The following is a 24,792-nucleotide window of genomic DNA, read 5'->3' as shown; positions in this document are numbered from 1 at the left end:
TGACTAACACTTACTCAGTTATTTTTCAAAAACTCAATGATTTGCTGACATGCTGTTCCATCCCCGTACGGATTGTGGGATTCTGCCATCTGCATATACAGCGCTTTATTTTCAATTAAATCTGTTACAGCCTGCTGAATCAGAGCAGCATCTGTACCCACCAATTTAACCGTGCCCGCATCAACCGCTTCTGGACGCTCTGTCGTATCCCGCATAACCAGCACCGGCTTGCCCAATGACGGCGCTTCTTCCTGAATACCGCCTGAATCCGTTAATATCAGGTAACTTCTATTCATTAAATACACAAAAGGCAAATAATCCTGAGGAGCAATCAGATGGATATTTAAAATACCCGACAGCAGCTCATTTACAGGCTTTTGCACATTTGGATTTAAATGCACAGGATAAACAATTTGAACATCAGGATATTTTTGAGCGATATTCGCCAGCGCCTGGCAAATATTCAAAAAGCCCTGACCGAAGTTTTCACGGCGGTGGCCAGTCACTAAAATTAACTTTTTGCCCGCATCTAAAAAGCTGAACTGCGATTCAAAATCGGCAGCAATTTTTTGATCCGTTTCAACCTTATGCTTTACTTTTAATAATGCATCAATAACAGTATTGCCGGTGATTGCAATATGATTAGGATCAATATTTTCTTTAATTAAATTATTATAAGAAGACTGTGTAGGCGCAAAATGATAGTTTGCCAAAGCGCCTGTAAGTTTGCGGTTCGCTTCCTCCGGCCACGGAGAATAAATATCCCCTGTGCGCAGCCCTGCCTCAACATGGCCGATTTTAATTTTATGATAATATGCAGCCAAAGACGCCGCAAATGTTGTAGCCGTATCGCCATGCACCAATACAACGTCTGGAAGCCAATCTTTAAAAACCTGCTCCAAACCTTTCAAAACACCGGAAGTCACGTCTGAAAGTGTTTGACCCGGCTTCATCAAATTCAAATCAAAATCAGGCTTTAAATTAAAAAGCTCAAGCACTTGATCCAGCATTTGACGGTGCTGGCCAGTTACACATACTTTAGTTTCAAAATTAGAATCCTGCAGCAACTGGAGCGCCAAAGGCGCCATTTTAATCGCTTCTGGACGTGTACCAAAAACCAATAATATTCTTTTCACAATTTTTACCTTACAAACGTAGTGAACTGTCTTGCTTATCCAATATATATTTCAAATCATATAAAACATGCTTTGACTTTCCTAAGCCATGTAGTTCCTGCACAGTCATTGACTTAAATTGATCATGTGAAACAGCCAAAATAATTGCATCATAGCTATTTGGAATTAATTTCATTACAGGAGCAAGACCATACTCCATCTCCACTTCTTCAGGATCAACCCAAGGATCGTAAATATCTAAATCCAATTCGTATTCTTTCAGCGCATTGACCATATCTACAATTTTGGTATTCCTGATATCTGGACAGTTTTCTTTGAAACTCAGCCCCATAATCAGGATTTTAGAGCCAACAACTTGTATTCGCTGTTTCACCATTTCTTTAATTAATTGAGTTGCAACATATTCTCCCATACGGTCATTTAGGCGACGAGCCGCTAAAATAATCTCTGGATGAAGTCCAATTGATTGTGCTTTGTGAGTTAAATAATATGGATCCACACCAATGCAATGTCCGCCAACAAGACCTGGGCGAAAAGGTAAAAAATTCCATTTCGTCCCTGCAGCTTGTAATACCTCTTCCGTATCGATACCCATTTTATTAAAGATCAGCGCCAATTCATTAATCAATGCGATATTGACATCACGCTGTGTGTTTTCAATTACTTTAGCCGCTTCAGCAACCTTAATGCTTGATGCTTTATATGTTCCAGCTTCAATAATCATTTTATAGGTTTGATCAATAAATTCGGCTACTTCTGGATTCGATCCAGAAGTAATTTTTAAAATATTAGTCACACGGCGATTCTTGTCGCCTGGGTTAATGCGCTCGGGGCTATAGCCCGCATAAAAATCTTGATTAAATTTCAAACCTGATTTTTTTTCTAAAACAGGGATACATGCTTCTTCTGTTGCTCCAGGATAAACCGTAGATTCATAAACTACGATATCTCCTTTTTTCAATACAGAACCAATACTTTCAGAAGCTTTAATAAGTGGCGTTAAATCAGGCTGTTTAAAATCATCAATGGGGGTAGGAACTGTGACAATAAAAAAATTACACCCCACTAAATCACTGATATTTGATGAATAACATACATTAGCGGATTGACTTAACTCTTCTGGCGACACTTCTAGTGTATGATCTCTCCCGCTCTTAAGTTCATCAATTCGCTGCTGATAAATATCAAACCCAACTACCGGAACTTTCTTGCCAAACTCAACTGCCAAAGGCAAGCCAACATAACCTAGTCCAATAATTGCAATTTTTAGTTCCGAGAGTTGCAACATTCCAGTGCCTTATAATTTATGATTTAATCATGTGAAAAACGCCTCATAATATAGCAGAAATCGCTCTTATATTTTTCGGGAATTATTATTTTTCGTAATCGAAAATTATAACTGCAAAATTAAACGTTTATTTTTTAACCAATATATTAATATTTGATTTTTAACACCAATTACTTAAATGAATTTATTATGTATTCATTAACATATATGTGTTTTATTTCACACAATAATCATTACACTGTAGCAACACATTTTGACAGCAAATCCTAGGATGTTTACTTTACATAGTATAAAATGCTGCGTTATATATTTTAAAAATCAGGCGATTGCCTTTTTTACAATTCAATTATTTTTATAAGTAGGATTTCGAGTGAGTTACTATCGTTATAGCTTCTTGTTAGCACTCAGTTTAGGTATGACGGGTTGTGCAATCACATCAGGTCTTCAAACATATGATTTACCAAAAGAAGGTGTTTTCCAAACAGATCTAGGTTCAACTGTAAATGTCATCAAATTATCACAAGACAATTTAGCAGCCGTTCAACCCGCACAGATTAATCAACAAAATTTTGCTCACCTTTTCAATCAACAACAACAACATTATCGATTAAATTCTGGTGATATTTTATCCATTTATTTATGGGCATATCCAGAAATAACGCCACCTACAAATACCATTAGTAATGAAGAGGCGATAAAATCAAACGGTTACCAAATCGACCAAAATGGTTATATTCAATTCCCTATTATTGGCCGATATAAAGCTGCCGGAAAATCCCTAACAAAAGTTAATCAGGAGTTACGTAGCCAACTTGCCCGCTATTTGAAAACTCCTGATGTGATTGTTCGCGTTCTTTCCTACCAAGGCCAGCGTTATTCTGTCCAAGGTAATGTAATGAGAGGTGGTCAATTTAATCTCACCGACCAACCTACCAGCGTATATACTGCACTTGGTCTTGCTGGCGGTGTGAATACGCAATTTGGCGATAATACGTCTATTACCTTGGTACGCCAAGGACAAACTTACAACTTAAATAGCATTCAGTTAGAAAAGGCTGGCTATTCACTACATAATCTACTCATACAGCCTAACGATACAATTTATGTCAATTCACGCGAAAATCAGAAAATTTATGTAATGGGTGAATCTGGTAAAAATCAATCCCTACCAATGCGTGATCAAGGAATGAGTTTAAGTGACGTCTTGGGCGAAAGTCTTGGGGTAAACTCGCTTTCTGCAAGTCGAGGTAAAATCTACGTAGTACGTAGTGATATGAATAGCCCGATGACCGAAATTTATCATTTGGATTTAACCAGTATTGGTGACTTTGGACTCGCTAACCAGTTCAAAATGCGCAGCAATGATATTGTCTATGTTGATGCATCTGGTTTAGCACGTTGGCAGCGTGTGATCAATCAGGTGATTCCTTTCTCAAATATGATCTATAACATCGACAGAATGGGTCAATAATGTTATTTAAAAATATTCTGGTGGTGTGTGTAGGTAATATTTGCCGAAGTCCTATGGCGGAGTATCTCCTAAAAAAAGATCATCCCGACCTGAATATTTATTCAGCGGGAATCTCAGGCATGGTTGGACATCCAGCAGATGAAAAAGCTCAACACTGTATGCAAAAAATTGGCATCGATATGAGTGGACACATTGCGCAAAAATTAAATGCTGAACTGATCAAGAAATCAGATTTAATTTTAGTCATGAGTTCAAATCAACAAAAGCATATTGAACAAACATGGCCATTTGCAAAAGGAAAGACTTTTCGTTTAGGCCATTGGCAAGGTAAAAATGTGCCTGACCCATATCAGCACGATCAAGCTTTTTTTGACCAGATCTCAGAACTGATCCAATCTTGCATTGCAGATTGGACTAAACAAATTTAACTTTTGATGTACGATTATGAGCCAAAATACCAATACAGAAGATACAATTGATTTAAAGGAATTATTTTTCTCTCTGATTGCACAGTGGAAGTTAATTGCTCTATGTGTAATTTTAAGTCTTGTTTGTGCTTTACTTTATCTTAGAACCACTCCCGACACTTATGCAGTCAACGCTTTAGTACAGGTCGAAGAGAATAAAGGAGCTTCTGCTGCCTTATTAGGTGATCTTTCTAATATGATTGATCAAAAACAACCAGCGCAAGCAGAAATTGAGATTCTTAAATCACGTTTAGTTCTAGGCACCGTGATTCAAAACTTACATCTAGATTTAAAAATTTCCGGTACAGAGAATTCTTTCACTGATCGCTTATTTTCGCCGCATGAATATGTCACAGAATATAAAAATAAATCAGTCGTTTTCAAAGATAATGAGAAAAGTTTTGAAATACGCCAATTTGATATTCCCTCAATTTATCGTGATAAGAATATTAGTTTAAGTTTTCAAGATAATCAGGTTACTTTGACGGATGTTCAAACTGAACAAACCATTCTAAGCACCAAAATTAATCAAGCTAGCTCTCTAAGAACTGCCGATGGTCAATGGGATATTGCTATTTACACCCGTGACCAACTCAATGATCATTATTTGATTCAAAAGCAATCTTTACCAGCTGCTGTGGACAGCATTTTGGCAAACTATTCGGTTGCTGAAAAAGGAAAAATGACGGGCGTGCTTGGCCTTAACTATCAGGGCCAAGATAAAGAACATATTACAAAAGTTTTAAATGCCATTTTAGCAGCCTACAGCCATCAAAATATTGAAAGACGTTCGGCTGAAAGTGCACAAACATTAAAATTCCTAGACGAACAACTCCCTGAATTAAAACAACAGCTTGATGTCGCAGAACGTGAATTTAACAAATTCCGTCAAGAGTTTAATACTGTCGATGTCACTAAAGAATCTGAACTCTATTTAACTCAAAGTGTCACTCTTGAAACTCAAAAAGCTGAATTAGAGCAAAAAGTTGCTGAAGCTTCTGCGAAGTACACCAGTGAGCATCCAGTGATGCAACAAATGAATGCTCAATTGGGTGCAATCAATAGCAAAATTGGTGAATTGAATACCACCTTAAAAAAATTACCAGACCTACAACGTCGTTATTTACAGCTCTATCGTGAAGTTGAAGTGAAACAACAACTTTATACAGCGTTGTTGAATTCTTACCAACAGCTTCGTATTGCCAAAGCTGGTGAAATTGGTAATGTCCGTATTGTGGATACTGCCGTAGAGCCTATTGAACCAATTGCACCAAAAAAACTACAAATCTTGATACTTTCAATTTTTCTTGGTGGTTTCCTCGGTACATTACTTGCACTACTACGTAACATGCTACGCTCAGGAATCAAAGATTCTTCAGAAATTGAGAACACCCTTGATCTTCCGGTTTATGCCACTGTGCCACGTTCCCCTATTCAGGAAAGTCGCATCAAGTTACTGAAGAAGAAAAAGACCATTCCTGTACTTGCGGTTAAAAATAGCGATGATATTGCGATTGAAAGCCTACGCAGTATGCGGACTGCCATTCACTTTGCACTAACCTCTGCAAAAAATAATCTGATCATGATTTCAGGGCCTGCGCCTGAAGTCGGTAAATCATTTATTTCAACCAATTTAGCTACGATTCTTGCGCAAAGTAATAAACATGTTTTAATTGTGGATGCTGATTTACGTCGTGGTTATTTAAACAAATACTTCAATCATGACAACCAACCAGGTCTTTCTGAATATTTAAATGGTCAGCGTGATCTAGACAGCATCATTAAAACCACTGAAATTCCAAATTTAAGTGTGATTACTCGCGGTAAAAGCCCTTCTAATCCATCTGAACTTTTAAGCTCTGGGAAATTCAAAGAATTCTTAGATTTAATTTCACCGATGTTTGATCATGTGATCATTGATACCCCTCCTGTACTTGCGGTGACAGACGGTATCATTATTTCGCAATTTGCTGGCGTGAATCTGGTGATTGCTCGTTATGCGAAAACTCAGTTGAAAGAATTAGAGTTAACCGTGAACCGCTTTGAACAAGTGGGTGTGAAGGTCAATGGTATTATTCTAAACGACATTCAACGTAGCTCAGCAGGCTATGGTTATGGCTATAACTATTCTTATGGTTATAAAGCTTCAAAAGACCAAGACTGATTCAGCGCGTTGTAAAAAAAGCCATCGAATACGGTGGCTTTTTTATGTGCGAAATTTATGTTGCATGCCTCTTTCTGTATAAAAAATGTTTTATATATTCATACCGTTATAGTATAAAAATAAGAACATCACTATGATGATCTTTCCTGCACCTTACCTGATCGTAGAGATAGGTAAGCGCTGAACAGGAAAAGTCTGCTAGAATTTCAGCAACTTTTTACATATAAAATAATTGTGGGAAAATATATGAGTAAGGCCCTACCTATCGCTGTCGCTGTATTACTCGGCGGTGCCGCACTTGTTCCTGTTTACTATGCAACTAAAACGCCTGCTACGCAATCAGCAACATCAACTCAACCAGCTGCAAATGCTTCTGCTGTCGCTAAAATCAGTTATGCACTTGGTTATGAAGTTGCCCATCAAACGCCTCCAGAATTAGATATTGATAGCTTTGTCACTGGCGTTCGTGCAGGCCATGCTCGTGCAAAACCTGCATATACTGAAGAAGAATTACAAAAAGCATATGCTGAGTTCCAACAAGAAATGCAAAATAAGCAGCTCGAAAGCAATAAGCAAGCACAAAGTAGCAGCGATAATTTCTTAACAGAAAACAAAAGCAAAGCTGGGGTTAAAACTACAGCTTCTGGTTTACAGTACCTAACAACGAAAGAAGGTACAGGTAAACAACCGCAAGCCACATCAGTTGTTAAAGTTCACTACACAGGTAAGTTAGTGGATGGCACAGTATTTGATAGTTCAGTACAGCGCGGCGAGCCAATTGAATTTCCGTTGAACCAAGTAATTCCGGGTTGGACTGAAGGTCTACAGTTAATGAAGGAAGGTGGCAAAGCTACTTTATATATTCCCTCAAACCTAGGTTATGGTGCTCAAGGTGTTCCAGGAACGATTCCACCGAACAGTACTTTAATTTTTGATGTAGAACTCATTGAAGTTAAATAATAAAACCGGTACAGGAGAGCTTTTCGCTCTCCTGCTTTATTTTGAGACTCGGTCATGAATTTACAGATCAGTATGTTGTGTTTGGCACTCTGCTCAAGCACTGTATTTGCCAAAGATGTCAGTAATAAAAGTAGTGCTGCAGAACAAGTGGGTTATAGTTTTGGTTACTTAATGGGACGCAGTAATGCTGAATCCATTAAGGATTTGGATATTGATGCATTTGTTGCAGGTTTAAAGGCAGCATCTAAAGGTCAAGCTTCTTCATTAACAGATGAAGAAATGACTCGTGCTTTAACTCAATATAAAAAGCAAACCGAAGCGAAACAACTGATTGAATTGAAGAAAAAAGCGGATGCGAATGCCACCATTGGTGCCGCTTTCCTTGCTGAGAATGCCAAAAAACCAGGTATTCAGGTCACGAAATCTGGCCTGCAGTATCAAGTCATTCAAGCCGGCAAAGGCAAGTCACCCAAAGCCAATTCAAAAGTGAAAGTTCACTATGAAGGGCGCTTAATTGATGGCACTGTTTTTGATAGTTCAATTGCACGTAACCAACCTGCGATGTTCCAAGTGAGCCAAGTCATTCAAGGTTGGACAGAAGGTCTACAGTTGATGAAAGAAGGTGCAAAATATCGCTTCTTCATTCCTGCCAATTTGGGCTATGGTCAAATTGGTTCAGCAGACGTCATTGAGCCAAATAGCACGCTGATTTTTGATGTAGAGCTCATCGAAGTTCTCTCTAAATAACAATACCCACTTCAGGAGCATCGACAAATCTCGGTGCTCCTCAATATTTCTGCGTACCATTATTTTCTTTTACAATTTTTTTGATTGATTTGACTTAAAATTCACATTGATATCTTATATTTATTTCACAAAACTATTTTCCCCTTTATTTTAAATCTTCATTAACTGCGTAGCCGCACATAAGGATTTGACCATGACCGTTAAAATTAAGACGCGCGAAATTCAATATACAGCAGCGGATGGAACTCAACTTTTTGGCTATTTTGCCGCACCAGAGTCAGACACTGCGATCGCAGGTGTATTAGTTGCCCCTGAATGGTGGGGACGCAATGAATATACCGAACAACGTGCGCGTGAATTGGCAGAACAAGGCTATGCTGCTTTCGCTTTGGATATGTATGGTGACAAAAAAGTCACCACAGATGCCAAGCAAGCTTATGAATGGATGATGCAGACTTTTGATCATGCCAACACCATTGTGACCCGCGCGTCTGCTGCATTAAACACTTTGGCACAGCAAAAAGAAGTAAATGCAGATAAACTCGCAGCTATAGGCTTTTGCTATGGCGGAAAAGTCGTGCTGGATTTAGCTCGTTCAGGTGCTGCATTAAAAGCTGTGGTGACCTTCCATGCAACACTTGCTACAGCGACTCCTGCACAAACAGGACAAGTTCAAGCAGAGATTTTAGTGCAACATGGTGAGCTCGACTCGATGGTGAGCTTAGAAGATGTTGCGACCTTTAGAAATGAAATGGATGCTGCCCAAGTGAAGTATCAAATTAATATTTTTGAAGGTGCAAAACATGGCTTTAGCAACCCGATGGCGGATGAACGCGCCAAAGCCAACGGTGTAGATTTAGCTTATAACGCTACTGCAGAACAACAAAGCTTAGCGGCCATGTATGCCTTGTTAGCACGCCAGCTTGATTCTTAAAGCGCTAAGAACCAATACCAATATTTAATTTATAAAAATGCGGAGAGCACAATGACAGAACTCAATTGTCCATATTGCAATTTTGATGAATATGACGTTATTGCAAAAAATGATTTTGGAGTTGTACTTCCTGAACCACACACACTGTCTAAAGGACATGCTGTCATTGTCCCGCTACGTCACGTTGGTTCTTTTTTTGAAATTACTGATAAAGAACGTAAAAGTTTAATGTCCTTACTTGAACAAGCACGTAATGAATTAAATTTACGTTATCAACCTACTGGCTTTCATATTGGGTTTAATGATGGACAAGTTTTTGGCGAAGCCACTGAACATGTGCATATTCACATTATTCCACGTTATGAAAACCAAACGTTGGCGCTTGATTCCCGCTGGGGCTTTAAAAGCTAAAATTTAAAAATTGACACTCACTAAGGAGCTTCGGCTCCTTTTTTGATAGCTGCTATTTTGGCATTTCCCCTGATATACAGATTTCGTTTTGAACAAAAAGAATACCTATAGAAAGATGTATACTAGGCAGGTTTTTTCAATTTTGACTGTTTTGCATGTTTAACTTTTCTGATGCCCTTCTCGACTGGTTTGATGTCCATGGTCGTCATGACTTACCGTGGCAAGTGAAGGATGACCCTTACAAAGTGTGGGTTTCAGAAATTATGCTACAACAGACTCAAGTCAAAACCGTCTTACAATACTTTGATCGATTTATTCAACGATTTCCAACTGTTGAAGATTTAGGTCATGCTTCTTGGGATGATGTGGCACCCTATTGGGCTGGCTTAGGCTACTATGCACGGGCTCGGAACTTACACAAAGCCGCAGGCATTGTTGCACGTCAGGGACATTTTCCAAGCAATCTTGAGCAGTGGATGGAACTACCGGGCATCGGCCCGTCTACCGCGGGTGCGCTGATGTCTTTAGGTTTAAGACAATATGGCGTGATTATGGACGGCAACGTCAAGCGAGTATTGTCTCGATTCTTTGCTATAGAAGATGATTTATCGAAACCTGTACATGAACGGGCCATGTGGCAACTGGCGACAGAGCTCTGCCCCATTGAACGCAATCACGATTATACCCAAGCGATTATGGATCTTGGTGCAACCGTTTGCACGCCGAAAAAGCCGCTCTGTTTATATTGTCCTATGCAGCAGCACTGCAAAGCACATGCTCAAGGTTTAGAGACTGAATTACCTTATAAAAAGCCTAAAAAGCCTGTTCCAGTGAGAGAGGCCCAAGTCATGCTGATTCAATCTGCAGGAGAATGGTTGTGGATACAACGTCCGAATAGCGGTCTATGGGGTGGTCTGTGGTGTTTACCTATTTTTGATCAACCCCATGAGTTTCAATCCTACACTCAGCAGCTTGGACTGAAACCTACCACCACTCAAGTGCAAATATCGCATAGTTTTACCCACTTCACTTGGCTTTTAGAAGCTACTGTATTTACTGTTGCTGCCGATCAAAAAGAGCATTTAGCGATTGAATGCAACGCGCAGTGGTATACCCCGATACAAGCCACTGCTCTCGGTATTCCTACTGCCATGAAAAAACTCATTTCTACGCTAGAACTCGAAAGCCATTCTATGCCATAGTTTTTAACTGCTCATCAATTGAATAGGGACAAATGTGACTCAAGAGTTTTTGCTTCGCAGAGGGTTTTTCGGCGGTATTGGTTTTATGTTGCTTTTACTCAGCGCCTGTACGTCAACTCCCCCCAAACCATCTGGTAGTACATTGCCTGCACATGAAGTGAAAAAATTACAAAACATGCGTTTATCCAATCAATTGCCTGTTCCTGTTCATCAAGTCAAACGAAGTGCGCTCAAGGATACTTGGGGCGCAGCGCGTAGCCAAGGGCGGAGCCACGAAGGCATTGATATTATTGTTCCACGTGGAACAAAAGTTCTCAGTGCTACAGAAGGTTTAGTTGCTGACTTACGTAATAACAATTTGGGTGGTAAAGTGATATGGATTATGGGGCCCGCAGGTTCTTGGCATTATTATGCGCATCTTGATGGTCATAAACGTGGCTTAAACGTCGGCGACTATGTCAAAAAAGGTGATGTCATTGGCTATGTAGGTAATACTGGCAATGCTCGACATACTGCACCACATTTGCATTATGGCATTTACTTGGGTGGTAAAGGTCGCAATGCCGTTAACCCCTATCCGTATTTACGTTAATTTTAGGAAACATACATGTCAGAAGCGTTGATCAATCGTCTGGTGGAATTTGCAGAATCTGGTAATCAACAAAAAATCAGCCTCAATGGACAGTCTTATCAGGGCTGGATCATGGAGATCACTGAAGAAGCATTACTCATCAGCACCGGCTACGCAGACAAATCAGGTAAAGATGTATGGATTCAATTTGCCGATCTCGATCAAGCGGAACTGTTGTATTGGGACAATAAAAACGATCAATGGACTGTCTTTAAAATTTAAGTCAAAAGGAGCATTCAACATGACGATACAACGCTGTGCTTGGTGCTCCGAAGATCCTTTGTATATTGCCTACCACGACACTGAGTGGGCTAAACCTAGTTTTGATGAGCAGCATCTCTTTGAAATGCTGTGTCTTGAAGGACAACAAGCGGGGCTGTCTTGGATCACTGTGCTGAAAAAGCGGGCCTGCTATCAGCAGCATTTTTTTCAATATCCCATTGCCGAAATCGCAGCGTTGAGTGACCTACAATTACAAGAAAAATTACAAGATTCAGGTTTGATTCGCCATATCGGCAAACTCACTGCCATTCGTGATAATGCAAAAGCATGGCAACAGTTAAAAGCCCAAGGGATTCATCCTGTGGAATTTCTTTGGAATTTTGTCGAAGGACACATTGCCAATAATGATGTCGTTGAATATCGTAGCGCCCCTGCACAAACCGCTCAAAGTCAGGCCATGTCCAAAGCATTAAAAAAGCATGGTTTTAAATTTGTAGGCCCAACGACTTGCTATGCTCTGATGCAAGCTATCGGCATGGTCAATGATCATGAAAATCACTGTGACTTTAAATACACGCACGAAGAATGACCTCAAAACATAAAGGATAGAATAATGAGTGACAATACAATCCACGCCTATGCAGCAATGAACAGTGGTGAAGCCCTTGTTCCCTACCAATTTGATGCAGGTGAATTACAAGCCCATCAGGTTGAAGTCAAAGTCGAGTATTGCGGTCTTTGTCACTCAGATATTTCTATTATCCAAAATGATTGGAAATCTTCGGTTTATCCTGTGGTCCCAGGACATGAAGTGATTGGAACCATTACCCAACTCGGCAGCGAAGCAAAAGGACTCAAAGTCGGACAACGTGTAGGCATTGGCTGGACAGCAGAAAGTTGTCAACACTGTGACTCGTGTATCGATGGTCGCCAAGTGCAATGTACTGGAACCAAGACAGCGACGATCGTCGGTCATGCAGGTGGCTTTGCCGACAAAGTCCGTGCTGGCTGGCAATGGGTTATTCCGCTTCCAGATGATCTCGACCCAACCAGTGCTGGCCCTCTGCTCTGCGGCGGGATTACGGTATTTGATCCCATCTTACAGCACCAAATTCAGGCCATTCACCATGTTGCCGTGATCGGCATTGGTGGTTTAGGTCATATGGCGATTAAACTGCTCAAAGCTTGGGGCTGTGAAATTACTGCGTTCAGTTCAAACTTAGATAAAACCGATGAACTTAAAGCCATGGGTGCTGACCATGTGGTGAATAGTCGTGATCTTGCCGCGATTAAAGCGCAGCGTGGGAAATTCAATTTAATTTTAAGCACGGTCAATGTGACGTTGGATTGGCAAGCCTACCTTTCGACTTTGGCACCGAATGGAAGTGTTCACATGCTTGGCCTAGCACTTGAGCCCATGCAAATTCCCGCAGGTATGCTGATCAGTGGTGCTAAATCTGTCACAGGCTCATCAACAGGTTCTCCTGCGGCACTGCGTGAATTACTTCGATTCGCCGCACGTCAAAATATTGCTCCACAAATTGAAATGTATCCAATGTCTCAGGTGAATGAAGCGATTGAACGTTTGCATTCAGGAAATGTGCGGTATCGAATTGTACTGAAAGCTGATTTTTAACGGTAAAAATCTAAGCCCAAAAAGCCTGCTGCATGCAGGCTTTTTTGTGTCCTTTATACACTCATCAAAATTAGACGGTATTTGAGTTTATGCATTCCTTACGCACCCAATCTGCGAGCAATAAAATAGCCTGCTGAATATCTACAGACAGCTCATGCCCTGCATTTAAACGAATACAATTGTTATAACGATTGTCCTCACCAAAAATTAAACCTGGCACAATATTGATGCCATGTTTTTGCGCATGGTAATACAACGCCAAACTGTCTATTTGTTCAGGCATCTGCAACCACAGTGCATAACTGCCTTGAGGCCGATTTAGACGGATATCAACCCCTTGAAAAGCATCGTAAATATACTGACGATACTGCTCGACTTGCACCATTAATTTAGGACGCAATTCAGCAAGATGTTGGCGATAAGCACGACTAAAAATCAAATCTGCAAGTCCTAACTGCAAAGGCGTATTCACCGAATCATTTTGCAAAAGTAATTTGGGACGCAAATGTTGCAAATGTGGTGGAAGACAAAACCACCCCACCCGATAAGAAGGCGATAAAGATTTTGAAATCGACGCACAATAGATCACATAGCCCGCCCGATCCCAATATTTGATAGGCAATGGTCGCTTTGCATTGAAACTACACTCAGCATAAATATCATCTTCAATCACATAACATTGATATTTTTCAGCCAGTTGTGCAATTCGTTTCTTATCTTCATTACTTAAACAAAAACCCAAAGGATTTTGAAAATTTGCAGTCAATAAGCATACTTTCGCGCCTGAATCCCGCATCGCCTGCTCTAAACGATCTAAATCAAAACCTTCCGTATTGGCAGGAATTTCAACAATTTTCCGCTTTAATAAAGCCAATAATTGCAATTGCCCGTTATAGTTCGGCGTCGGGACAATGACACTCTCCCCTTCCGCACTCAGATTTTGCAACATCACTGACAAAGCCGGCATACAACCATTGCTGATGTAAATATCATCCTTAGGCATATAAAAACCATCTTCAGCCCAATGTGCCGACAAAGCTTCACGCAATTGTGGATGTCCTTGCCGATTGTTATATAAAAAATCTTCTGGTTTACAATGCTTTAATGCCCTTTGGATTGAACGTCTGATTGCTTCAACAGGAACAAAATTGGGGGACAACTGAATTGAACCCAAATGAATCAGGCGACTATTTGCAGATGCTTCATGGATCTGAATTTGCAATTCTAAATTCGAAATTTCACGTGGTCGGGAATCAAAATCAGGATGATTCGGCACGGCAATTTGCTGGGCTTTCTGTGAGGATTGTACAAAATAACCAGACTTTTCTTTGACATAAATCAGGCCTTTGGCTTCAAGTAATTCATAGCAGCGTTTCGCGGTATTTAAACTGATCTGATGCTGCTGTGAAAATTGACGTAGCGCATACAGACGCTGCCCTGCGGCCAATTCACCACTATAAATTTTCTGTGCCAACTGCTGCGCAAGCTGCTGATATTGAAAAGCCATCTGTACCCTTTTTTTAATCATTCTTGTATCTGTACCCATTAAGTTAACAGATTTAAGCTGATGGCATCAGGTTGATATCTCAAAAATAACGATAGGGGGACAATTAAATGAATGACTTCACGCAGTTTCGAGCGGGTCTAATCATCATCGGCACACTCACGCTTATGGCGTGCCAACCCGAACAGCACACTCAAGCTCAAAGCCAGCAAAATTTTATCTGTAAATCTTTAATTCAAGGTTTTTTGAGTGCCCAAAAACTGACGCAATATGAACTTGAGCAGATCCAACCAATCACCAGCGGCGGGTTACATCAAAAGCTATATATTTATAAAGCCAAATCTGAAAACGGCATGAATATGATGCCGCAGCAAGCCAAACTTCGCTTTGCCTGTGAACAAATGACCGCGCGGCAATTTCAAATCAAGTTACATCCACATCAATTTCCAGAACAGACCTTACTCAGTATCGAACTTCCAGAAGCACAGCACATGCAGCAGTTGACGGCATTTCGTCTGCCTGAGATGCAAAGTCATTGATCGTTCATATTGAACTGAATCATTACTGGTGCTTATTTTAAAATTTCGGGAAAGGTCGCAACAGTTTTGCTTTTACCCAGCTGCACTTTCATTTTTTGTAGCATTTGATAAGGTTGTTGCTGCACAAACATATTCACGAAACTGAGCGGAATGGAGCCTTCCGGATTGGCATAGCCATAGGTCGACACTTTGACTTTTTGATTGCCTAAACGCTGGAAGGTCCAATCGCCCTCATAGTCGGTTAGACGTACATAATTGGGATTGATCGGATAACCTTTTTTCACCGCTTTATTTTGGATGCTAATGATGCCTTGTGCATCTTTACGCATTTTGCCTTGTACCACCAAATCACGGTCTTTTAACGGAAAAGGAAAATCCAACACCATATATAAACTGAATTCACCTTTCTGGTCATCACGGGATAAGACTTTGACACTGCCCATATAAGGGACCCAATTCACTGCATTTTCCACATCTAAAATCAGGGAAACCGCTTTTTCAATGGGTACATCAAAACTGGTTTCAGCTTTGTATTGAAAGACAGGATTTTGAGCATTTTGGTAGGTCCAAACCTTAATATTATTTTTATTAATCGTGAGTTTGGCATTATCTATAGTTTTCGCTTGTACTGCCGCAGTGAATGCGACAGCACAGGCCATAAAGATGACTTTTTTCATTCCATTGATCGTCTTATTTTAATTTTATGCTGTTGTTATAACGGATTTTAACGCGCTTTTATACGTCAATATCGTTAAAACCCAGTACATCTTTCATATCGTACTTACGTGCTTCACGACCAACTACCCATGCAGCTGCACGTACTGCACCAGAGGCAAAGTTCATACGGTTAGTCGCTTTATGGGTAATTTCAACACGTTCGCCATCCGCAATAAACATCGCAGTATGTTCACCGACAATGTCACCACCACGAATCGTTTGAAAGCCAATGGTTTGACGTTCACGTGGACCCGTATGACCTTCACGGCAATACACAGCATCTTGTTTTAAGTCACGTCCTAAAGCCCCGGCAATGGCTTCACCCCACATCAGCGCTGTACCTGATGGTGCATCAACTTTATGGCGATGATGGGCTTCAATCACTTCAATATCCACAGTATCGCCAAACACTTTTGATGCCAATTCAAGAAGTTTGATTGAAACGTTTACTCCGACAGAATAGTTCGCTGCATAGACCACAGGGGTTTCTGTTGCTGTTTCATCGAGATAAGCTTTTTGCTCATCATTCATACCTGTGGTACCAATGACAATCGCAACGCCTGCTTCACGGCAAAGTTTAAGATGCTGTGCTGTTGCTGCAGGTGCAGTAAAATCGATCACGACATCACAATCTTTTAAAACCTCAGCTAGGTTACCGACAACCTTTACGCCAACCGCGCCAATCCCTGCAAGTTCACCGGCATCCGCACCGACTAAGCTACTTTCAGGACGTTCTACCGCAGCAGCTAATTGATAACCAGCTTGCTGAACCGCCTGAATTAAGATGCGTCCCATACGACCGCCTGCGCCCAAGATACCAATACGTGGAGCTGCTGACATAACATTTTCCTAATGTTGATTCGAAATTGGTCTTACTATATCAAAACTCCATGCGCAGGCTAAGTTGCAAACAAAAAAATCCTGCATTTTCCGAAGGACTTTTGCAAATCAACTTCTACCACAGACGCTGACTATTCCCTCACCAAGTTTGGGTATTTTCACGGTATGATAGGCACGTTCTATTGATCTTGAATATTCATGAAAACCCTATTGTATCTTTGTGCGGCAGTCTGTATTGCACTGGCATGGCTGATTCCGATTCATTACCGACCTTGGGCCACGTATACCGGTGAGCTTTATACCTTTTTTGCCCTGTTTGCCTTAGCGGCAACATTCTTTAAAGAAAAGCTCATGGTGGCAAAAATTTCCTTGCCCCTGTTGCTCTTAGCGCTGATTCCCTTCGTCCAATTGGCTTTTGGGCAGGTGTATTATTTTAGTATTGCCTTGCTCTGTATGCTGTTTGTGTTCAGCTTCTGGCTGTGTATCAATCTTGGTTTCAGCCTCTCGCAAGGTACGGAAAAACGCGAAAAAACCTTCCTATACCTAAGCTATACCTTTGTTGCATCTGGGGTCATGACGGGACTCATCGCAATATGTCAGTGGTTAGATTTCGACTCGTTTCTTCCTTTTGTGATGAAAATTAGTGGAACTACGCGCCCATTTGCAAACTTTGCTCAGCCAAATAACATGGCCACGTTTCTGCTCATGTCCTTGTTAGCCTGCTTATATGTTTATGAACAGCAAAAAGTTAAAACCCGCTATTTGGTCGCTTGTGCAATTCCTATTTTAATTGGGGTCGCGCTCAGCCAATCTCGCACCTCTTGGGTGGCAAGTATCTGTGTCCTAGTCTATTTGGCTTATGCACAGTACAAAGATTATATCCGTCTTCGCTGGTTTTACAGCTTGGCCTGGTTTATCGGCTTTGTGGCACTGATTGTATTGATGCCAAAATTAAGTCAAATCATGAGCCAAATATCCGACATGAATATTCAAGAAAGTCGTGACGTAGCCGAACGTGCTGGTGGAGATATGTCTCGTTTAGCCATTTGGCAACAAATGGCGCATGCCGTAGCTGCACAGCCTTGGTTTGGCTATGGTTGGCATCAAACCAGTAGCGCTTTTGTCTCGATCTCTGACACGGTACAAGGGCCTGTATGGATTCGTAGCTCACACAATTTTATTTTGGATTTCTTATTGTGGAATGGCGCCATTATTGGTGTGCCGTTCTTGGCCTATTTCGCTTATTGGGGCATTCAATTACAGAAGTTAGCCAAGTCTGCATTATCTGTCATTGGCCTATTGATGGTCGGTGTCTTCGTTATTCATGCCATGTTGGAGTTTCCGCAAAACTACGCATATTTCTTACTGCCTGCGGGTTTTATTATCGGGATTCTTCAAGCAGCGAAGCCACAGACGGCTACTTTGAATCTGTCACCATGGTTTATCCGCATTGTTTTCGGGATTGGCGCCGTGCTGATTACGGTGATTTATCGTGATTATGCCAATGCAGCGATTCAGCTGGGTCAGGCATCAAAATATGAAAAAACACCGGAGAAAATCACCAATCATGAGCCGATCTATTTGCTCACGGAATTTAGACATCGGGTGGCGATTATTCGTTTAAATCCATATTCCATCGTTTCTGAACAAACCATTCAGGATACTGAAAAATTGGTTCGCAGCTATCCAGCGAAATACCACATCATTAAATATGCACGTTTATTGGCATTTAATGGTCGTGAGGCTGAAGCACGTCATCAGCTACAGCGTCTTAAAAATATCTATAGGCTCGACATGAGCTATGAGAGTTTATTAGCGCCTATAGCACAGCCGAAACCTTAAAACGCTCATTAAAAAAGCCTGCAATTATGCAGGCTTTTTTATAGCTAAGTTCACATCACAGCGAACTCAAGCAAATCATATCAATTAATCAAATAAACGGTCGAAGAATGATTTTTTCTTCGGAGATGATTTATTGTCATCGCCATCCATCGTGTCTTGTAACTCTTTCAACAATTCACGTTGACGAGCCGTTAAGTTTACAGGCGTTTCCACCACAATACGGCAGAGTAAGTCACCGGTCATGCTGGTACGTACAGGTTTCACACCTTTACCACGTAAGCGGAACAACTTACCAGTTTGAGTTCCTTCAGGCACTTTCAAGCTCACACGACCATCGAGAGTCGGAATTTGAATTTCTTTACCCAATGCAGCATCCGCAATGCTTACAGGCACATCCATATACAGGTCAGCGCCATCACGTTGGAAGATTTCGTGTTCACGTACCACCACTTCTACATATAAGTCGCCTGCTTGGCCATCACGGATCGCCTCGCCTTTGCCACTTAAACGTACGCGGTCGCCATTATCCACACCTGCAGGAATGGTCACTTCTAAAGTTTGCTGACGGTCAGAAACCCCTGAACCATGACATTTATTACATGGGTTCTTAATAATTTTACCTTGACCACGACAGGTGCTACAGGTTTGCTGTACAGAGAAAAAGCCCTGTTGCATACGCACTTGACCTGCACCATGACAAGTTTTACACGTTTCGACGTCATTTGGATTTTTAGATCCTTTACCATTACAGGCATCACATGGCGCTGGCGCAGTAAAGGTAATGGTTTTTTTCACGCCTTTTACAGCTTCCTCAAGGGTAAGCTCCATAACATAGCGTAAGTCTGAACCACGGCGTGCACGTTGCTGACCACCACGGCCACCACCGCCAAATGCGCCACCGAAAATGTCGCCAAACTGACTAAAGATATCTTCTGCGCTAAAACCGCCACCGAAGCCACCGCCGCCGCCCATGCCGCCTTCAAAAGCTTGATGTCCCATACGGTCATACATACTACGTTTTTCGCTGTCCGATAAAACTTCATATGCTTCTGCAGCTTCTTTGAATTTTTCTTCAGCTTCTGGGTTATCTGGATTACGGTCAGGGTGATACTTCATCGCCAACTTACGGTAGGCTTTTTTAATTTCATCATCACTTGCGGTTTTAGATACACCTAAAACCTCATAATAATCACGTTTAGCCATGTCTGGCGATGCTCCTCACGGAATTTAATTTAATACTTAACTGTGGTCTGAAATTGGGGAATCAAACCATTTTTTCAAGGGGTAGGCAGGAAAAAAATAAATTGACTTAGAAAACAGCCTTATTTTTAACGAATTTGGATAGACCTTGGATCCATGCATTTAATAAATACAAAAAGGCAATCGCAGCAAAGACCACACCAATTACCGTGCATGCAGTCACCCAAAGATAGGTGTCCCAATAATAGAAGAATAAAGGAATAAACCACAGTGCGGCAAAAATGGCCATCATCGAATAAATCACAACGGTGCGCATGACCCAAAGCGCTTGGGCTTGGAGCCAAACTTCTGCAGAATCGATTTGAGTCACTTTGCGTGCAAAGCCGTAGGCAAATACACCACTAATCAGGGTAAATAAAGCGAAAAACATGAAGACATAAGAAATCGCAACATAACGGCGATACTTAGCTAAACTCTCTGCTGTCATCTGTGATTCAACCCCGTACACCACAATATGCTGCGCTGCACTTGTGGTTGTTTTACTTTTTAAAAATGTCTTTGTAGATCAGGTGCTACTATAGAGAAAAATTCAATATTTCGCACCCAATATTATGACACTTTTAAGGATTCTGCTGAGTTTTTTTCACTTTAAACCACTGTGCATATAGCGCAGGTAAAAAGAACAAGGTCAGCAGGGTCGCCACGATCAATCCACCCATAATCGCCACGGCCATTGGACCGAAGAAAATACTGCGAGAAAGTGGAATCATCGCCAATACAGCAGCCAATGCAGTCAACACAATTGGACGGCAACGACGCACAGTTGCATTGATAATCGCATCCCAAGCCGACTCCCCAGACTGAATATCTTGTTCAATCTGATCAATCAAAATCAGTGAATTGCGCATAATCATTCCTGACAGTGCAATCGTGCCGAGCATTGCCACAAAACCAAAGGGTTTATTGAACAATAACAGGAATAACACCACGCCAATAATGCCCAAAGGTGCAGTTAAAAATACGATCATCGCCCGTGACATGCTACGTAGTTGAATCATCAATAAGGTCATGACAACTGCGAGGAATAATGGCATGCCCGCATTTACAGAAGTTTGACCACGTGCTGACTCTTCCACAGTACCGCCTACTTCGAGGAGATATCCATTCGGCATCTCTGCACGTAACTGATCAAATGAATCTTTTAACTCACCCACCACCGTTGCAGGTTGCAATTTACTGCGAATATCCGCGCGCACAGTAATGGTCGGTAAACGGTTACGATGCCAAATCAAACCTTCTTCAAAGCTATACTCAATTTTCGCAATCTGCGCCAATGGCACTGAACCACCATTGCTGGTCGGTACAGCCAAACTGCTGAGAGAACCGACATCCAATCGCTCGGCTTGATCACCACGCATCCGAATTTCAATCAGCTCTCGTTTCTCACGATACTGATTAATCACCGCACCACTGATTGAACTATTCAGGAAGTTCGACAGATCTAAGCTGGAAACTCCCATTTGACGTGCGCGATCTTGGTCGATGTCCAGTTTAATGACTTTGCTTGGTTCACCCCAATCCAAATGCACATTGGTGGTGTTCGGGTTTTCACTGACTTTTGCAGACACGCGTTGTGCCCACTCTCGAACCAAGCTCAGATTTTCACCCGACACGCGGAACTGCAATGGATAACCCACAGGTGGGCCATTTTCTAAAAGTGAAACGCGAGTACGTACTTCAGGTAAGAGCTTACGGATTTCTTCTGCTAATGACTGGCGGATCTCATTACGATCATCTAAAGATGAAGCCAATACCACAAACTGAGCAAAACTGGCTTGGGGTAACTGCTGATCTAGAGGTAAATAAAACCGCGGTGAACCTGTCCCCACATAAGCCACAAAATTATCAATGCCTTGTTTTTTCGACAAGAACGCTTCGACTTTTTTTACGGCCGCTTCTGTGGCTTTCAGAGATGCACCTTCCTCGAGCTTTAAATCCACTAAAATTTCAGCACGGTTTGACGGTGGGAAGAACTGCTGTGGTACAGTTTTAAACATTAAAATCGATAACACAAAGATGCCAACTGTCGCGGCAATCACCGTCTTACGATAGGTCACACAAGTGTCGACCCAACCACGGAAACGTTGATAAAACGGAGACTGATAAGGATCATGATGTTCGCCGGCATGATGTACCATCGGCTGAGGTTCGGGCTGCTTACGTAAACGTGCCCACAGGCGCTGATACCACGGGGCTTTTTGTACTAAATCTTTGTTAAAATCTGGCAGTAATTTATCCCCTAGATAGGGAACAAACAGCACCGCTGCAAACCATGACACCACCAATGCGATAGTGACCACTTGGAAAATCGAGCGAGTGTATTCCCCTGTGCTCGATGCGGCTGTGGCAATCGGCAAAAATCCTGCAGCCGTAATTAGCGTGCCTGTTAGCATTGGAAATGCAGTGGTCCGCCATGCATGTCCGGCGGCTTGTAACCGGCTATAGCCCTGCTCCATTTTGATCGCCATCATTTCGACGGCAATAATCGCATCATCCACCAATAAACCGAGTGCGAGAATTAACGCCCCCAAAGAAATCTTGTGCAAACCGACATCAAACATCTGCATGCCAGCAAAAGTCATGGCCAAGACCAATGGAATGGAAAATGCTACGACTAATCCCGTACGGAAACCCAAGGAGAAGAAGCTCACCAATAGGACGATAATCACCGCCTCAGCGAGGACTTTCATAAACTCATTGACGCTGCGCTTCACGGCTACAGGCTGATCCGACACTTTTTTCAGTTCCATGCCCAAGGGCAAGGTTTTTTGCAAGCGGGCAAATTCTGTTTCTAGGTTTTTACCCAAAGCCAGAATGTCGCCACCTTTACGCATCGACACGGCAATGCCTAAACCATTTTCACCCATAAAACGCATACGCGGCTGCGGTGGATCACTAAAGCCCCGATGTACATCTGCTACATCACCCAATTGAATCGTTCGACCATTCACCAATAAGGGCATCTGGCGCAGTTCATCAATGTTTTGTAAATTGCCGCTGACACGCACTTGAATCCGGTCTGAATTGGTTTCAAAAAAGCCAGCACTGGCAACTGTGTTTTGCTGCTGCAAGGCTTGTTGAATCGCCGTCACGGGTATGCCCATTTGCGTGGCTTTGGTGTTGGAAATTTCAATCCAAACTTTTTGATCTTGTAGACCAATTAAATCCACTTTCGCAACGTCTTTGACTCGTTGTAACTGGAGCTGTAAACGGTCGGCATATTCCTTCATGGTGGCATAGTCAAAGTCTTTGCCGGTGAGCACATAGATATTACCGAAGGTGTCACCAAACTCATCATTAAAGAAAGGACCTTGCACCCCAGATGGTAATTGATGGCGAATATCATTGACCTTTTTACGCACGGTGTACCAAACATCAGGGACTTGCTGCGAACGTAAACTGTCCTTGGCCACAAAGGTCACCATGGATTCACCCGGACGTGAATACGCCATGATGCGTTCATACTGCCCCGTGGTCATCAGTTCTTTTTCAATCCGATCGGTGACCTGTAGCGAAACTTCTTTTGCCGTTGCACCAGGCCAATAGGTTTGAATCACCATGACTTTAAAGGTAAATGGCGGGTCTTCACTCTGCGACAATTTGGAATAGGAAAATATCCCAACGATGCCCAGCAGAATCATAAAATAAAGGATTAAGCCTTTATTTTTCAGTGCCCACTCAGACAAGTTAAAATTCATTATTTAACTCCTGTCTGAATGTGTACCGCACGATTTTCACGATCAACAGGTTGTATTTTTTGTTTTTCGCGGAGCAAATGCACGCCGCCAACCACAACAAAATCCCCTGCTTGCAGACCACTGAGTACGGGCACGCTGTCACGTCCGTATTCGCCTAAAGTTACTGGAACTTTACGTACCGTATTATCTGCATTGACCACCATCACATATGCCTGCTGACCACTCGCAGACACACTCGATAACGGCACATGCAAAACATTCTGCTGTGCTTTGGTTAAAAATACCCGTGCACTTTGCCCCAGTTGAATGGCGCTATTGCCTTCACGCAATGCCACTTTGACACTATATGTACGAGACTGATCTGCTGCAGGACTAATTTCACGCACATAGCCTGCAAATTTTTCCTGTGGTTTCGACCACAAGGTGACCCATGCATCCTGCCCTGTTTTAATTTCAGTAACCGCTTGTTCAGGCACACCAATGACCACTTCACGTTCACCTGCAATCGCCAATTGAAATGCTGGTTGTCCTGCTGCAATCACTTGACCAATCTCAATATTACGCTCAGTAATGACCCCATTTTTATTGGCAATTAATTGGTTATAACCGGTCTGATTACGACTCACATCATAATTTGATTGGGCTTGCTTTAAGTTCGACTGTGCTGCTTTATATTGGTTTTCCACTGCATCATACTGCGAACGACTCACAGCATTGACTGGCAATAATTGCTTAAAGCGTTTTAGTTCGTCTTCAGCAATTTGTGCAGCGGAACGCGCACTTTCAAGCTGCGCTTGTGCTGCATTCAGTTGCAACTGTGCATCTTTGACGTCTAATTTTGCCAAGACTTGCCCGACTCGGACTTGGTCTCCAACATCGACATAGCGCTCAGTGATTTGGCCGCCAACCCGAAAAGCTAAAGCTGTTTGCTGGCGGGCTTGTACATCACCCGCATAACTTTTTTGTTCAAAATGTGTGGCGCCCGGCTGAGTCACCATCACAAATGGCACTTCCTGTTCCGTTTGGGCTTTATCCTTGCTGCATCCCCATAAGGTCACACTGCAAACGATAATCATGCTGACAACTGTGGTCTTAATCGTACTCATGAAGTTCGCTCTTAATA

The 24,792-nt window shown here is 41.9% G+C and carries 23 protein-coding genes; 14 read left to right on the top strand and 9 right to left on the bottom strand.

Annotated features, from left to right (window positions below; genetic code table 11):
• Positions 1-14: 14 nt before the first annotated feature.
• The gene (wecB, locus tag MST18_RS00355; protein WP_180133335.1) at positions 15-1,136 is read right to left on the bottom strand and encodes a non-hydrolyzing UDP-N-acetylglucosamine 2-epimerase; all 1,122 of its coding nucleotides are present in this window, start codon (positions 1,134-1,136) and stop codon (positions 15-17) included.
• 10 nt (positions 1,137-1,146) lie between these two features.
• Positions 1,147-2,421, bottom strand: coding sequence for a Vi polysaccharide biosynthesis UDP-N-acetylglucosamine C-6 dehydrogenase TviB (gene tviB / locus MST18_RS00350; RefSeq protein ID WP_306670019.1), 1,275 nt, complete (start codon positions 2,419-2,421; stop codon positions 1,147-1,149).
• Positions 2,422-2,839: 418 nt separating this feature from the next.
• Between tviB and MST18_RS00345 the strand changes: the two genes are divergently transcribed.
• The 12 genes from MST18_RS00345 to MST18_RS00290 all read left to right on the top strand — a co-directional run bounded on the left by MST18_RS00345 (position 2,840) and on the right by MST18_RS00290 (position 13,269).
• A complete protein-coding gene (locus MST18_RS00345; protein ID WP_180133355.1) occupies positions 2,840-3,895 on the top strand; it encodes a polysaccharide biosynthesis/export family protein in 1,056 nt (351 codons plus the stop codon).
• Positions 3,895-4,323, top strand: coding sequence for a low molecular weight protein-tyrosine-phosphatase (locus MST18_RS00340; RefSeq protein WP_180133337.1), 429 nt, complete (start codon positions 3,895-3,897; stop codon positions 4,321-4,323). The genes MST18_RS00345 and MST18_RS00340 overlap by 1 nt, the downstream gene beginning before the upstream one ends.
• Before the next feature lie 16 nt (positions 4,324-4,339).
• The gene (locus MST18_RS00335; protein WP_218955361.1) at positions 4,340-6,526 is read left to right on the top strand and encodes a polysaccharide biosynthesis tyrosine autokinase; all 2,187 of its coding nucleotides are present in this window, start codon (positions 4,340-4,342) and stop codon (positions 6,524-6,526) included.
• Positions 6,527-6,772: 246 nt separating this feature from the next.
• A complete protein-coding gene (locus tag MST18_RS00330; RefSeq protein ID WP_078191625.1) occupies positions 6,773-7,486 on the top strand; it encodes an FKBP-type peptidyl-prolyl cis-trans isomerase in 714 nt (237 codons plus the stop codon).
• 54 nt (positions 7,487-7,540) lie between these two features.
• Positions 7,541-8,233 (top strand): FKBP-type peptidyl-prolyl cis-trans isomerase, encoded by a 693-nt coding sequence (locus MST18_RS00325; RefSeq protein ID WP_180133338.1) that lies wholly within the window; start codon positions 7,541-7,543, stop codon positions 8,231-8,233.
• Between the two features lie 193 nt (positions 8,234-8,426).
• A complete protein-coding gene (locus MST18_RS00320) occupies positions 8,427-9,167 on the top strand; it encodes a dienelactone hydrolase family protein (protein ID WP_180133339.1) in 741 nt (246 codons plus the stop codon).
• A 51-nt stretch (positions 9,168-9,218) separates the two neighbouring features.
• Positions 9,219-9,578, top strand: a complete 360-nt coding sequence (locus MST18_RS00315; RefSeq protein WP_180128550.1) for an HIT family protein — start codon at positions 9,219-9,221, stop codon at positions 9,576-9,578.
• Between the two features lie 155 nt (positions 9,579-9,733).
• Positions 9,734-10,780, top strand: coding sequence for an A/G-specific adenine glycosylase (gene mutY / locus MST18_RS00310; protein ID WP_180133340.1), 1,047 nt, complete (start codon positions 9,734-9,736; stop codon positions 10,778-10,780).
• A gap of 85 nt (positions 10,781-10,865) precedes the next feature.
• A complete protein-coding gene (locus tag MST18_RS00305; RefSeq protein WP_180026235.1) occupies positions 10,866-11,372 on the top strand; it encodes a M23 family metallopeptidase in 507 nt (168 codons plus the stop codon).
• Between the two features lie 15 nt (positions 11,373-11,387).
• Positions 11,388-11,633, top strand: coding sequence for a hypothetical protein (locus MST18_RS00300; RefSeq protein ID WP_078191630.1), 246 nt, complete (start codon positions 11,388-11,390; stop codon positions 11,631-11,633).
• Between the two features lie 19 nt (positions 11,634-11,652).
• A complete protein-coding gene (locus tag MST18_RS00295; RefSeq protein WP_078194098.1) occupies positions 11,653-12,222 on the top strand; it encodes a DNA-3-methyladenine glycosylase I in 570 nt (189 codons plus the stop codon).
• A gap of 24 nt (positions 12,223-12,246) precedes the next feature.
• The gene (locus MST18_RS00290) at positions 12,247-13,269 is read left to right on the top strand and encodes an NAD(P)-dependent alcohol dehydrogenase (RefSeq protein WP_180024808.1); all 1,023 of its coding nucleotides are present in this window, start codon (positions 12,247-12,249) and stop codon (positions 13,267-13,269) included.
• A 70-nt stretch (positions 13,270-13,339) separates the two neighbouring features.
• Here MST18_RS00290 and MST18_RS00285 read toward each other — a convergent pair whose 3' ends face one another.
• Entirely contained in the window at positions 13,340-14,776 is a 1,437-nt protein-coding gene (locus MST18_RS00285; RefSeq protein WP_180133341.1) for a PLP-dependent aminotransferase family protein, read from the bottom strand.
• Positions 14,777-14,883: 107 nt separating this feature from the next.
• Here MST18_RS00285 and MST18_RS00280 point away from each other — a divergent pair, with 107 nt between their 5' ends.
• Positions 14,884-15,312, top strand: coding sequence for a hypothetical protein (locus MST18_RS00280; RefSeq protein ID WP_257227520.1), 429 nt, complete (start codon positions 14,884-14,886; stop codon positions 15,310-15,312).
• Between the two features lie 32 nt (positions 15,313-15,344).
• Here MST18_RS00280 and MST18_RS00275 read toward each other — a convergent pair whose 3' ends face one another.
• Positions 15,345-15,989, bottom strand: coding sequence for an START domain-containing protein (locus MST18_RS00275; protein ID WP_180133342.1), 645 nt, complete (start codon positions 15,987-15,989; stop codon positions 15,345-15,347).
• 58 nt (positions 15,990-16,047) lie between these two features.
• Positions 16,048-16,869 carry a 4-hydroxy-tetrahydrodipicolinate reductase gene (gene dapB, locus MST18_RS00270; RefSeq protein ID WP_078194102.1) on the bottom strand — a complete coding sequence of 274 codons (822 nt, stop codon included), beginning with the start codon at positions 16,867-16,869 and terminating at the stop codon, positions 16,048-16,050.
• A 198-nt stretch (positions 16,870-17,067) separates the two neighbouring features.
• Between dapB and MST18_RS00265 the strand changes: the two genes are divergently transcribed.
• Positions 17,068-18,711 (top strand): PglL family O-oligosaccharyltransferase, encoded by a 1,644-nt coding sequence (locus tag MST18_RS00265; RefSeq protein ID WP_180133343.1) that lies wholly within the window; start codon positions 17,068-17,070, stop codon positions 18,709-18,711.
• An 84-nt stretch (positions 18,712-18,795) separates the two neighbouring features.
• Here MST18_RS00265 and dnaJ read toward each other — a convergent pair whose 3' ends face one another.
• From dnaJ to MST18_RS00245, 4 genes are all read right to left on the bottom strand, one after another.
• Entirely contained in the window at positions 18,796-19,914 is a 1,119-nt protein-coding gene (gene dnaJ, locus MST18_RS00260; protein WP_078194104.1) for a molecular chaperone DnaJ, read from the bottom strand.
• Between the two features lie 106 nt (positions 19,915-20,020).
• Positions 20,021-20,398, bottom strand: a complete 378-nt coding sequence (locus tag MST18_RS00255; RefSeq protein ID WP_078194105.1) for a hypothetical protein — start codon at positions 20,396-20,398, stop codon at positions 20,021-20,023.
• A gap of 133 nt (positions 20,399-20,531) precedes the next feature.
• On the bottom strand, positions 20,532-23,669 hold the full coding sequence (locus MST18_RS00250; RefSeq protein WP_180133344.1) for an efflux RND transporter permease subunit: 3,138 nt from the start codon (positions 23,667-23,669) through the stop codon (positions 20,532-20,534).
• The gene (locus tag MST18_RS00245) at positions 23,669-24,775 is read right to left on the bottom strand and encodes an efflux RND transporter periplasmic adaptor subunit (protein ID WP_180133345.1); all 1,107 of its coding nucleotides are present in this window, start codon (positions 24,773-24,775) and stop codon (positions 23,669-23,671) included. The genes MST18_RS00250 and MST18_RS00245 overlap by 1 nt, the downstream gene beginning before the upstream one ends.
• Between the last annotated feature and the right edge of the window lie 17 nt (positions 24,776-24,792).

The sequence above is a fragment of the Acinetobacter sp. YH12068_T genome (genome assembly GCF_024606005.1).
Lineage (GTDB): Bacteria > Pseudomonadota > Gammaproteobacteria > Pseudomonadales > Moraxellaceae > Acinetobacter > Acinetobacter amyesii.
The sequence above is the reverse complement of the archived record's forward strand: the minus strand, read 5'-3'. Positions and strand labels throughout refer to the sequence as shown.